Genomic DNA, 11664 nt, shown 5'->3' with positions numbered 1-11664 from the left:
GATATGGGATCGATGTGCAGCTGCCCCAGAAGCGGCTGCCTGGGATTGATGATGACTGTAGTACGCCCTGTGGCCCTGCTTCTGACCGCGCTGCTCGTATTGAGCGGTTGCAGCCTGCTGCAGCAGAAGCCGGTTCCCCTTTACCAACTGGACGGCGGCAAGGCCGTAACTCCCACCAAGGACAATGGTGTGACCGTGCTGGTCGGCCCGATCAGCGTGGCCGATTACCTGCGTCAGCAAAATCTGCTGCAACGTCAGGCCGACGGCAGCCTGGTCGTGGCCCAGAACGCGCGCTGGGCCAGTGGCCTGGCCAACGATATCGACCAGCAGATGCTGCGCCAGCTGGCCTGGCGCCTGGATAGCCAGCGCCTGGTTCTGGCGCCGGCAGCTCCCGGTTTCAGTGCCGATGCGCAGGTCATGCTGACCATCACCCGCCTGGATTCCGGCCCGACCCAGCCGGCTGTGCTGGAGGCGCAATGGCGCCTGCTGGATCGCCGTGGGCAACTGCGCGACAGCCGTCTGATTCGCCTGGAAGAACCGCACAGCGGTCCTCTGGCTGAACAGGTCAAGGCGCAAAGCGCCCTGCTGCAACGCCTGGCAGCCGAGCTGGCGGTGGCCATTCAGCCCATCGCGGCGGCAGATCCGGCGCCTGAACCGTCACGCAAGAAGACGCCGATGGCCAAAGCCAAACCACAGGAACCTGCCCCCGGGCCGAAAATCCCGGTGGCAGAACCTATCAAGATCGATACGGAAGTCTTCCGTTTCTAAGCAAAAAAGCCCGCTATTGCGGGCTTTTTCTTTTACTGCGCGAGACCTTGCAACGCTCTATTTGAGCTCACTGGAGCTCTTGCCCAGCAGCCGGCGCGCGACGATCAGCAACTGAATCTGCTGCGTGCCTTCGAAGATATCGAGAATCTTCGAGTCGCGGGCCCACTTCTCCAACAGCTCATCCTCGCCATAACCCAGCGCACCGGCCAGCTCGACGCACTTGAGCGTCACTTCACTGGCCACGCGCCCAGCCTTGGCCTTGGCGATGGAGGCCTCTTTCGAATTGGGCAACTTGTTGTCGGCCATCCAGGCAGCCTTGAGCGTCAGCAGCCGCGCCGCCTCCCACTCCGCTTCCAGGCGATACAGCGTGGCCTCGGCGTGAGTGACACAGAGCAGCGGCTTGCCGTAGTCGAGACGGCAACCCGCCTTGTTCAACAGTTCACGGGCACGCTCCAGCGCTGCGCGCGCGACACCGACAGCCATGCCGGCGACCAGCGGCCGGGTGTTGTCGAAGGTTTCCATGACCCCGGCAAAGCCCTTCTGCACGTCGATCTCGGCATTGCCCAACAGGTTGGCTGCCGGCACCCGGCAGTCGCTGAAGCTGATCGAAGCGGTGTCGGACGCCTTGATCCCCAGCTTCTTCTCCAGACGCGTAACCGTCATCCCAGGCGTTCCCTTCTCGACCACGAAGGATTTGATCGCCGCTCGCCCCAGGCTCTTGTCCAGGCTGGCCCACACCACGACCGAATCCGCCCGCTCTCCGGACGTGACGAAGATCTTCTCGCCATTGAGGATGTAATGATCGCCGTCCCTCACTGCCGTGGTGCGAATCGCTGCGGAATCGGAGCCGCAGCCCGGCTCGGTGATGGCCATGGCGGCCCAGGTCCGGCCCAGGCGCGCGAGCTGTTCATCGTTGGCCACCGCCGCAATCGCCGCATTGCCGAGCCCCTGGCGCGGCATGGCCAAAAGCAGCCCGACGTCGCCCCAGCACAACTCCATCACACCGAGCAGCGCCGCCATATTGCCGCCGTTCTTGATGCCTTCCTGCTGCTCGCGGGCCGCCCCGCGCTTGCTGGCCGAGCCGGCGCCGACCGCATCGGGCGAGCCTTCGTTCATGCCGTCGAGCAGCGCGGCGAGCAGATCCAGCTCCTTGGGATAGGCGTGTTCGGCCTTGTCGTACTTGCGCGAGATAGGCCGGAAATAATGTTTGGCCACCTGCCCGGCCTGGTGCTGCAGGCCGCGGAATTTCTTCGGGGTTTCCAGATTCATGCAGGCACTCCTCTCAAAGGTGCAAACCGCCGGCAAGCACGGCGACACTGCGCAGATCGCGATACCAGCGCTCGACCGGGTGCTCCTGAGTAAAACCGTGGCCACCGAGCAGTTGCACGGCGTCGGAGCCGATTTTCATCGCCTTCTCGGCACACAGCAGACGCGCCAGGTAGGCCTCGCGATGGAAGGGCTGACCGGCCTCGGCACGGGCGCAGGCACGCCACAGCAGCAGGCGCATGGCATCCAGCTCGATGGCGATATCGGCCACCATGAAAGCCACGCCCTGGCGGTGGCTGATCGGCTCACCGAAGGCTTGGCGCTCGTTGCAGTATGTCGTCACGTAATCCAGCGCAGCCTGGGCCGTGCCCACGGCCAGCGCGCAGAAGGCCAATGCCGAATGATCGAGAAAGGCCGTGAAGTCGAACGCATCGCCAGCCAGGCGGCAGTCGCTCGACACCTTGACGCCCTTCAGCTGGACACGCGCCAGCCCACAGGCCTTGAGTCCCATGGCGGGCTCGGCAGTGCGGCTGACACCCTTGCTCGCCGCCTCGACGATGAACAGCGCCGGCCCATCACTGGCCTGGGCGCTGACGACCAGCCGACTGGCATCCAGGCCGGCAATCACCAGCGCCTTCTCACCGTCGAGCAGATAGTGCCTGCCGCGCTTGCGCGCCCGCGTCGTAGGCTGGCCTGGATCGCTCAGCACAGCAGGCTCATTGACGGCCAAGGCGAACGCCGGCGCGCCTTGCTCGCCAACGAACGCCGGCAGCCAGGCGGCCTGCTGTTCAGGCGTTCCCCAGCGGCGAATGCAATTGGCGGCCGATAGCGGCACCAGCAGCGCAGCGGCCAAGGAAAAGTCGCCCTGCGCCAAACTCTCGGCGATCAGCGCATTGCTCAGAACCGTGCGCTCGCCGGCCAGGCCGCCCTGCGCCTCGCCCACGCCGTAGTGCGCCAAGCCCAGCTCGCGCGCCTGATTGATCAGCGCAGCCGGCACGCGCGCCTGCGCATCCGCCTCATGCGCTACCGGACGCAGCACTTCCAGGGCGAAGCCCTGCAGCATGTCCACCAGCATTTGTTGCTCATCGCTGAATGACAGATCGAACAGGTCATCCGCTGTCTGACGCGCCTCACGCGGCTTGCTCGCCGCACGCCCAGCCGCCAGGCGAAAACTGGCGCGGCTACCGCTGTAAACGAGTTTCTCGAAGGACTTGCGTACCTTCAGGCGATCCGGCCAGTCGGCCTGGGCCAACTTGCTCAGTACGCTCAGGGCCTGGCCCTGTACATCGACGGTCATGGCATCTCACTCCACATGAGGGATGCCATTGATGATGAGGTCAGGGCCGGCGAGTGCCTATGACCCTCAAGACAGGCTGCTGCGGCAATCGGGTCAAGCCATGGCTGGAGGCGAACGGACTGAGCAGGACTTGCACCTGGCTCAGCCTGCTGTCACTTGCTGCGAATCTTCTCGACGATCGCCGTGGTGGAGCTGTTTTCCACCAGGCCGAGCACGCGCACCTCACCACCATAGGCCTGGACGATATCGGCGCCGACCACCTGCTCGATACCATAGTCGCCGCCCTTGACCAGTACGTCCGGCCGCACCTGCCCCAGCAGGCGTTCGGGGGTGTCTTCGCTGAAGCTCACCACCCAGTCCACCGCGCCCAGACCGGCGAGCACCGCCATGCGCCGATCAACGGCGTTGATCGGGCGGCCCGGCCCTTTCAGACGGCTCACCGAAGCGTCGTCGTTGATCGCCACGATCAGCCGATCACCCTGCGCGCGCGCCTGTTCCAAGTAGGTCACATGGCCGGCATGGAGGATATCGAAGCAACCGTTGGTGAAGACGATCTTTTCGCCATGGGCGCGGGCATCTTCGATGGCGATCAGCAGTTGATCCAGGCTCAGCACGCCGCGCTCGGAGCCTTCCTCGCGCTGCACCGCACGGCGCAGTTCAGGCGCACTGATGGCCGCCGTACCCAACTTGCCGACGACGATGCCGGCTGCCAGGTTGGCCAGGGCCACCGCCAGTGGCAGCTCCTCACCGGCGGCGATGGACGCGGCCAGGGTGGAAATCACCGTATCGCCGGCACCGGTCACGTCGAAGACCTCACGGGCACGAGCCGGCAGGTGCAGCGGCGGATGCTCAGGCCGCAGCAGGGTCATGCCGTGCTCGCCACGCGTCACCAGCAATGCACCCAGCTCCAGCTCATGCATCAGCGTGGCGCCCTTGCTCACCAGTTCGGCCTCATCGACGCAACCACCGACGATTAGCTCGAACTCATGCAGGTTTGGCGTGATCAGGCTGGCACCGCGGTAGATGGAGAAGTCCTTGCCCTTGGGATCGGCAAGCACCGGGACACCCTTGTTGCGCGCCGCCTGGATCAAAGCCTGATGGTTCTGCAGCGCGCCCTTGCCGTAGTCCGACAGTACCAGCACCTTGACCCCATCGAGCAGTGCATCGACTTCACGCGCCAGGGCTGCGGTGTCGGTATTGAACGGCTCCTCGAAGTCCATGCGCAGCAGTTGCTGGTGACGGCTCATCACCCGCAGCTTGACGATGGTCGGCTGGCCGTCATGGCGCTGGAAATGGGCGTCCACGCCTGCGCCACGCAGGCTGTCGCTCAGGCTCTCGGCGGCTTCATCGTTGCCGGTCACGCCCACCAGCAACGCGCGCGCGCCGAGTGCGGCAATATTCAGTGCCACGTTGGCAGCACCACCGGGACGATCCTCGATCTGGTCCACACGCACCACCGGTACCGGCGCCTCCGGGGAAATCCGCGAAGTGCCGCCATGCCAGTAGCGATCGAGCATCACATCGCCCACCACCAGAACGGCGGCTTGGTCATAGCGGGGCATGGTCAGTTTCATGGCAGCTCCAGAAGGGCAGAAAAACGGGAAAAATCATAGCATGACGCATTCGGTGTACCGCTCTAGCGGGTACGCACCCAGAACAGCTCATGGCGGCGCACGGCCTTGCGGAAGAACTCGTCCTCGCCCGTGACAGGCCAGCGGCGCCCGGCCAAGGCCCACTGGATCAGGCGGCGCAGGCGCCGCTTCAGCGGCAGCGGAGCTTGCAGATCATGCTGCATGCCCAGCGCCATGGCCTTGTCCAGTTGCCGCTCGGCATCGAGCAACGGGCTCCACAGGCGCTCGGCCGGCAGCGCCGTGATCGCCGGTGGCAGGGCAATGCCATGGCCGGCCGGCCCCATGGGCCAACGGTCGTTGTCATGCAGGTGGTTGGCATAGAGCAGCAGCGTTTTCGGCTGCCAGGCCGCACGCTCGCAGGCTTCCAGCAAGGCGCGCGTACTGGCGACGTGATCATGATGAGGGTCGAGCTCCGGATGCGGCGTCAGCACGACTTCGGGCCGGTAATGCTCGATCACGGCGACCAGATCGGCGATCAGGTTGCTCCAGGTTGGCTGTCCGTCGGCATCGCCCGGCAAGGACAACGGATTGTGGCGGCGCACAGGGCGCACATCGCTCTCGCCCGACTCCCGTGAACCAAACGGCGTTTGAGGCTGCTCAGCCATGGCCGGTAGCTGCAGGCAGTAGTAGCCGAGTTGCACGCAGCGCGCCTGAGTGACCCCGCCCCACAGCGGCACGGCCAGGCTGTCCCAGCTGCGCAAGCGCCCTTTCAGACGCGCGGCGGCGGCCTTGTCCAGCCCGAAACGCTGATAGGCCTCGGCCTCGATCTCGCCTTGAGTGAGGGTCACGATGGCAGTGTTGGCCGCGCGGCTGTACTGACCAAAGGCGGCCAGCTCGGCATCGTCGGCATGCGGCGCGATGATCAGCATGCGCTGCTCGGCGAAATCGGGATTGCGCATGGCATGCAGGCGCAACTCGCCACCGATACGACAGAAGCGCGGCACGATGCTCAGAGCCTGCGCCTGCTGCCCGGACAGGTTGAGGTAACGACGGCCAGCCACGCCACGCTCGAAATCCTGGCGGTCATCGCCCAGGCGCACGTAGGGATCGAACCACCGGCCAAGCCAGGTCGCCGTCAGACGCAGCTCGAGTATCAGCGTGTCGTAGCCTTGCAGGTCAGCCTCGACCTGCAGCTGCCCCTGCTCGATACGTGCCGATACGCTCAGGCTGTCCTCGGGGAAGTCGTAGCGATAATCGTCGCGTGGCGAATAAAAGAGGTGATCGGCGAACCAGGCCTCATGCGCGACCCAGCCCAACACCAGCAGCACTGGCGGCAGCCACCAGGCGACGAACACACCAAGCGCCAGCAACGTCAACAGCGCCAGCAACAGGGCGATGCGTTTGTTGCGGCGATGGCGTTTGAGCAGTTGTTGCTTGCGACCGTTCATGCGCTCACACCTGATAGACCGGTACCCGGTTGCACCAGCGATCCTTGTATTCGCGGTCAGCGCGGCCAAACGAGTAACGCAGAGGCTTGCCCAGCGCCCGCGCCTGCTCCCACTCGCTTTGCGTGTTGACGAAGCTGAGTACGCTGCCAGGGCTGAACTCGCGCTGCTGCGGATCGACCCCGCCGTTGATGTATTCCAGACTGACCCAGTGCGGCGCCTCGACCCGGTACAGCACCTGGATCGCCACCGGTTCGTCGTTGAGGTAGATCAGCGAGCCGGTCATGAAATCGCGCAGCAGGCTAAACACCTCAGCCAGGTGCTCCTTGCCAGTGGCCTCGAAGCCCCAGCGACGCAGGAACAGATCGGCGTAGATGCGCGCCTGCTCCTCGGGCGCCAGCTCCAGCATCGGCCGGATCACCCCGCCCGCCTCTTCCAGCAAGCGTTGCTCGCGGCGCTGGTTGTAGCGAAATTTCTTGCTGTATTGCTCAGGCTCACGAGCCAGCGCCAGGCCCTCGGGCTGTTCGCCGACACCGATGAGTCCTGTTGCATTGAGTTCGGACAGGTAGCGTGCCCGATGGCGCAGCGAAACCTGCGCCTGCGGAGCCAGAGGCAGAATGATCTCGGCATTGCCCAGATCGAACAGACCGCGCTTGCCTTGCTGCTTGAGCACATCCTTGGACAGGGCCAGATACCGCCCCCAGGTAGCAATTGCAGCCTGCAGTTCGCCACCGACCTGCCAGCCCAGGTAGCGCACGGGAATACCAGCCAGGTCAGCCAGCCGCGCCAGCACCTCGGGATGAGTCGCGACGCTGCCGCCAAAACGGGCCCAGGCCTCGGCATAGTCGGCAGCAGTAATCGGCGTCCAGTCGCGTTCACGCCAGAATCGTAGACGGCTCAGCATCAGACGCTCTGCTCGACCACGACCGACTCGTCGCCGTCCTCGAACTGCTTGGCATGCAGACGCGCGTAGTAACCGTTCTGCGCCAGCAACTCGGCATGACTGCCGCGCTCGACGATCTGCCCCTGATCCATCACCAGAATCAGGTCGGCCTTCTCGATGGTGGTCAGGCGGTGGGCGATGACCAGGGTGGTACGGCCCTGCATCACCTGGTCCAGTGCCGCCTGGATATGCCGCTCGGATTCGGTATCCAGCGCCGAGGTGGCCTCGTCGAGAATCAGCAACGGCGCATCCTTGAGCAGGGCGCGGGCAATGGCCAGGCGCTGACGCTGACCGCCGGAGAGCAGCACGCCGTTCTCGCCGACCAGGGTGTCGTAGCCTTGTGGCATCTTCTCGATGAACTCGGCGGCATAGGCGTCACCCGCAGCCTGTTGCACGGCCTCCAACGGCGCGCCAGCCAGATCACCGTAAGCGATATTGTTGCGCACGGTATCGTTGAACAGGGTGACGTGCTGCGTGACCAGCGCGATGTGCCGGCGCAGGTTGCGCAGGGTGTAGTCCTCGACATCCACGCCATCGAGCAGAATCTGCCCCTGATCATGGTGGTAGAAACGCGGGATCAGATTGGCCAGGGTCGACTTGCCACTGCCGGAGCGCCCGACCAGCGCCACCATCTGCCCGGGCTCGGCGACGAAGGAAATGTTGTTCAGTACGGATTTCTCCGCGCCGGGGTAGCTGAAGCTCAGATCCTTCACCTGCAGCCGGCCGCTGATGCGCTCGCGCTCCTGAGTGCCACGATCAACTTCCGGCTCCTCGTCGAGTTGCTCGAAAATGCTTTCGGCACCGGCGACACCCTTCTGAATAGTCGAACTGACCTCGGATAGCTGGCGAATGGGCTTGGGCAGCAGACCTGCCAGGGTGATGTAAGCCACCAGATCCCCTGCCGAGGCATCGCCGCGCAGCAGCAGCACCAGGAACATCAGCACGGCCATGGCGCTGTAGATCACCAATTGCAGTGACGGCGTGTAGACAGCGTTGGTCTTGACCATCTTCAACTGCTTGAGCTTGTTTTCCTCACTGGCGCCCAGAAAACGCTGCTTCTCGTAGTCCTCTCCACCGAAGCTGCGCACAACGCGATAACCCTGGATGCTTTCAGAGGTCACATGGGTGACATCGCCCATGCTGGTCTGGATCTTCTTGCTCTGCTTGCGGAATTTCTTGCTGGTGCTGGTCACCATCAGGCCGATCACAGGCAGGATCGCCACCATCACCAGCGTCAGTTTCCAGTTCATCCACAGCAAGGTGGCGAACAGGAAGATCACCGTCATCCCTTCGCGCACCACGACCTTGATAGCGTCGGTGGCAGCACCGGTGACCATGGTCACGTTATAGGTGATGCGCGAGATCAGATGACCGGAATTGTGGTTGTCGAAGTAACGGTTGGGCAGCGTCAGCAGGTTATTGAACAGCTCGACACGCAGGTCCTGCACCAGCCCCATCGAAACCTTTGCCAGGTAGTAATTCCCCAGGAAAGAGCCAATGCCTTGCCACAAGGCAATCAGCACGATCAGCAGAGGCACTGCCTGCAGCAGCTTTAGATGTGCCAGCCAGGGCGCATGCTCCAGCAACCAGGGCACGCCTGCAAAGAGGCTCGCATCAGGATTGGACAATCCGTCGACGAAGTACTTGAGGATATAACCCAGCATTGGCTGAGTGGAGGCGAAAATCAGAAAGCCAGCCAGACTGAGCAGGAACAAACCGATGTAAGGTCTGACGTATCGTAGTAAGCGAAAATAGATCTTCAAACTGGAGGTGGCTTGAAGGTCCGCAGAGGTATCGGTCATGGAAATATGCCGCAGCCAGAACAGGGGCGAATACTATCACAGCCCCCTGCCGCGTCATGGATGCGCGAAAAATCCACTGGTATCCCGTAGAATCGCGCCTCGAATCAGAATCGGGGAATACAGGATCAATGTCGCTTTCCTTGGGCGCATGGCCGCGCAATACATCGAACTTCATTAGCGAATGGATTTTACCAATCGGCTATTTCTGTTTGCTGACCGGGCTGACCTGGCTGGATGATCGCAGCCAGTATCACAAGCTCTTCTATGCTCTGATGGCAGCACCAGCACTGATTGCGATCGTGATGCAGCCCAAGCAGATTGCCCTGCAACTGAGTGAACCCGTCACTCTTTTGTTTCTTGCCTTCTCAGCCTGGGCACTGATCAGCATCTCCTGGTCAGGCACCGAAGATTCCTTTGCCTCGCTTGCCAAGAGACCGCTTTATATCTTCATGCTTTTCACAGCCTGCATGCTGATGACCCAACGCAACTGCTCGCGCCTGCTTTTGGTCCTGTCTCTGGCATCGCTGGCAATTATTCCTATAGCGGCGTATGGATTAGTCGACTTCGCTACCCACTACACCCCCGGCGCTCGCCTGGTAGGTAGCGGAGCGTTGGATAACCCACTGCTGAGCTCGCATGTATTTGGCTTGTTCTGCGTGATATGGCTTGGCTGGGTCATGACCTCCTCGTCGCGGTACTACTGCTTCGCGCTAATTCCGCTGGCGGTACTATCAGTGACGCTACTTGCAACGGGCTCCCGTACTCCGCTTGTCGCAGCTGCACTTGCGGCGGCCTGGCTGATGCTTTGCTGTTGGAACAAACGCGCACTCCTGCTCGCCTGCGCCGGCGCTTGCGGGTTGATTATCCTTCTGCTGGCCTTCCCTGAAAGCCTGCTTAACCGAGGCACATCCTACCGCCTGGAAATCTGGCAATTGGCGCTGGAGCAGATTCGCTTACAACCATGGACCGGGCACGGCTTCGATGCGCATCTCGCGATCAATGTTCCTGGTATTCACTACTCATTCAGCGAACCTCATAGTTTCTTTCTAGGCGTGCTTTATTATACCGGCGTAATCGGCGCCCTCTGCTGGGCGCTCATGCACGGTGCGGCACTCTGGACCTGCTGGCGACGACGCAGTGACTTGTATTTCATCATCGCTGGTGCGTTGGTTGTTTACGGACTGGGCGCAGGCCTTACCGAAGGAGGGGGAATTCTTCCCCGCCCCAAAGAACACTGGTTCTTGACTTGGATTCCGCTGGCACTGGTGGCAGCGCTAAGTATCGGACGCAAACAGGAGCATGCACTTTGATGCAGCGCCTGTCAGAGGAACAACTGCAGGCACTGATGCTCGGCTCCAGCGTATTGGAGCAAGACGGGCTCGGCCCCAAAGTCCTCCGCCTGCAGGACAGCAGTTTTCTTAAGCTATTCCGTATACGTCGACTGTTTTCCAGCGAAACCCTGAAACCCTACGCCAAGCGCTTCGCAGACAATGCCAGACGACTACAGAGCCTAGGTTTTATTGCACCACAGATAATCGAGGTCTACCGCGTAGAGGACGAAGTGAACGGGACTGCCGTGCACTATTGGCCACTTCCGGGCGAAACACTGAGACAGGCCCTGGAGCAGGCACAGCCGGAACAGCGCTGCCTGTTGATTAACCAGTTCGGGCAGTTGCTGGCGCGCCTACATGAGAAGGGCGTCTATTTCCGCTCCATCCACTTGGGCAACGTACTGGTGATGCCTGATGGCGCCCTCGGCCTGATAGATGTCGCTGACATGAAATTTGGACGACGCCCACTCAACCTGAGCATGCGCCAACGCAATCTGAAGCACATGCGTCGCTACGAGCAGGACGAGGAGTGGCTGTTCAAGTTGCATAAGGACGCCCTCATCGATGGCTACCGCCAATACGCCCCTCGCCTTGCTCAAGCGCTGCTACTGAGGCCGGAGTGACGCAGCACGTCGCTCCACGTACTCAAGAAAAGAATCCAGCCGCTCACTGCACAGTAGCGCACTGACCTTACGCACCTCGTCTTCAGGCCATTCCCACCACCTTGCAGCCAGGAGCGCCTCCCTGACTGGCTCGCTGAAACGCCACCGGATGTGCTTCGCTGGATTACCAGCCACAATCGAGTATGGAGCCACGTCTCGGCTCACCACGGCACCAGCAGCGACCACCGCACCATCGCCCACGGTCACGCCAGAAAGAATCATTGCCCCAGTACATAGCCACACATCACTGCCAATCACGACATCACCGCGAGTGAAGGCATAGCCGGTAATATCCGCAGCCTCGTCAATCATGGCCGGGAACGGGTAAGTCGTAACCCACTCGGTACGATGATGCCCACCGAGAAATATTTCGACCTGCTCAGCGATGGATGTATACGCACCTATACGAAGCGTAGCGCCCTCACTCCAGTCATGGACGATGGGTAGACCATAACTGCCTACACCTATCGAGTAGTGAGGATAGCGCTGGAGAAAGCGGGCCTGACCGCGATACAGCCTCGGCAGCTTACGGATCGCACGCTTGCTCCGACGCTCTCGAAATCTTGCCCAGAAACCCAT

The 11664-nt window shown here is 62.2% G+C and carries 10 protein-coding genes; 3 read left to right on the top strand and 7 right to left on the bottom strand.

The annotated features are described in order from the left end of the window. The first annotated feature begins 48 nt into the window (after positions 1–48). The gene (locus PCLY_RS01135) at positions 49–768 is read left to right on the top strand and encodes a PqiC family protein (protein WP_082767991.1); all 720 of its coding nucleotides are present in this window, start codon (positions 49–51) and stop codon (positions 766–768) included. A gap of 57 nt (positions 769–825) precedes the next feature. On the opposite strand, the gene PCLY_RS01130 is transcribed toward PCLY_RS01135, so the two are convergent. The 6 genes from PCLY_RS01130 to msbA all read right to left on the bottom strand — a co-directional run bounded on the left by PCLY_RS01130 (position 826) and on the right by msbA (position 9092). Further along, positions 826–2037, bottom strand: coding sequence for an acyl-CoA dehydrogenase family protein (locus tag PCLY_RS01130; RefSeq protein WP_061237410.1), 1212 nt, complete (start codon positions 2035–2037; stop codon positions 826–828). A 13-nt stretch (positions 2038–2050) separates the two neighbouring features. Continuing rightward, positions 2051–3331, bottom strand: a complete 1281-nt coding sequence (locus tag PCLY_RS01125) for an acyl-CoA dehydrogenase family protein (protein ID WP_061237409.1) — start codon at positions 3329–3331, stop codon at positions 2051–2053. 152 nt (positions 3332–3483) lie between these two features. Then, on the bottom strand, positions 3484–4905 hold the full coding sequence (gene hldE, locus PCLY_RS01120) for a bifunctional D-glycero-beta-D-manno-heptose-7-phosphate kinase/D-glycero-beta-D-manno-heptose 1-phosphate adenylyltransferase HldE (protein WP_061237408.1): 1422 nt from the start codon (positions 4903–4905) through the stop codon (positions 3484–3486). Positions 4906–4967: 62 nt separating this feature from the next. Next, positions 4968–6350, bottom strand: a complete 1383-nt coding sequence (locus tag PCLY_RS01115) for a PIG-L deacetylase family protein (RefSeq protein ID WP_061237407.1) — start codon at positions 6348–6350, stop codon at positions 4968–4970. Positions 6351–6354: 4 nt separating this feature from the next. Next, complete coding sequence (locus PCLY_RS01110) at positions 6355–7251, bottom strand: GNAT family N-acetyltransferase (protein ID WP_061237406.1); 897 nt, start codon at positions 7249–7251, stop codon at positions 6355–6357. Continuing rightward, positions 7251–9092 carry a lipid A export permease/ATP-binding protein MsbA gene (msbA, locus tag PCLY_RS01105; RefSeq protein WP_061237405.1) on the bottom strand — a complete coding sequence of 614 codons (1842 nt, stop codon included), beginning with the start codon at positions 9090–9092 and terminating at the stop codon, positions 7251–7253. The genes PCLY_RS01110 and msbA overlap by 1 nt, the downstream gene beginning before the upstream one ends. A gap of 128 nt (positions 9093–9220) precedes the next feature. On the opposite strand from msbA, the gene PCLY_RS01100 reads away from it, so the two are divergent. Together PCLY_RS01100 and PCLY_RS01095 are read left to right on the top strand one after the other, a co-directional pair. Next, positions 9221–10402 carry an O-antigen ligase family protein gene (locus PCLY_RS01100; RefSeq protein WP_061237404.1) on the top strand — a complete coding sequence of 394 codons (1182 nt, stop codon included), beginning with the start codon at positions 9221–9223 and terminating at the stop codon, positions 10400–10402. After that, positions 10402–11046, top strand: coding sequence for a BUD32 family EKC/KEOPS complex subunit (locus tag PCLY_RS01095; RefSeq protein ID WP_061237403.1), 645 nt, complete (start codon positions 10402–10404; stop codon positions 11044–11046). Before PCLY_RS01100 ends, PCLY_RS01095 begins: the two co-directional genes overlap by 1 nt. Here the strand turns inward: PCLY_RS01095 and PCLY_RS01090 are convergent. Beyond that, positions 11029–11664 (bottom strand): CatB-related O-acetyltransferase, encoded by a 636-nt coding sequence (locus PCLY_RS01090; protein ID WP_061237402.1) that lies wholly within the window; start codon positions 11662–11664, stop codon positions 11029–11031. The two genes, PCLY_RS01095 and PCLY_RS01090, sit on opposite strands and share 18 nt — an antisense overlap.

The organism is Ectopseudomonas composti, from assembly GCF_001567565.1.
Taxonomy (GTDB): Bacteria; Pseudomonadota; Gammaproteobacteria; order Pseudomonadales; family Pseudomonadaceae; genus Aquipseudomonas; species Aquipseudomonas composti_A.
Note: the sequence above shows the minus strand (reverse complement) of the source record. Positions and strands in the feature narration are given on the sequence as shown.

What these genes read in the sequence shown, in the direction of transcription:
- PCLY_RS01135 (WP_082767991.1), top strand. Translation starts at nt 49, where the DNA reads ATGATGACTGTAGTACGCCCTGTGGCCCTGCTTCTGACCGCGCTGCTC.
- PCLY_RS01130 (WP_061237410.1), bottom strand. Translation starts at nt 2,037, where the DNA reads ATGAATCTGGAAACCCCGAAGAAATTCCGCGGCCTGCAGCACCAGGCC.
- PCLY_RS01125 (WP_061237409.1), bottom strand. Translation starts at nt 3,331, where the DNA reads ATGACCGTCGATGTACAGGGCCAGGCCCTGAGCGTACTGAGCAAGTTG.
- hldE (WP_061237408.1), bottom strand. Translation starts at nt 4,905, where the DNA reads ATGAAACTGACCATGCCCCGCTATGACCAAGCCGCCGTTCTGGTGGTG.
- PCLY_RS01115 (WP_061237407.1), bottom strand. Translation starts at nt 6,350, where the DNA reads ATGAACGGTCGCAAGCAACAACTGCTCAAACGCCATCGCCGCAACAAA.
- PCLY_RS01110 (WP_061237406.1), bottom strand. Translation starts at nt 7,251, where the DNA reads ATGCTGAGCCGTCTACGATTCTGGCGTGAACGCGACTGGACGCCGATT.
- msbA (WP_061237405.1), bottom strand. Translation starts at nt 9,092, where the DNA reads ATGACCGATACCTCTGCGGACCTTCAAGCCACCTCCAGTTTGAAGATC.
- PCLY_RS01100 (WP_061237404.1), top strand. Translation starts at nt 9,221, where the DNA reads ATGTCGCTTTCCTTGGGCGCATGGCCGCGCAATACATCGAACTTCATT.
- PCLY_RS01095 (WP_061237403.1), top strand. Translation starts at nt 10,402, where the DNA reads ATGCAGCGCCTGTCAGAGGAACAACTGCAGGCACTGATGCTCGGCTCC.
- PCLY_RS01090 (WP_061237402.1), bottom strand. Translation starts at nt 11,664, where the DNA reads ATGGGTTTCTGGGCAAGATTTCGAGAGCGTCGGAGCAAGCGTGCGATC.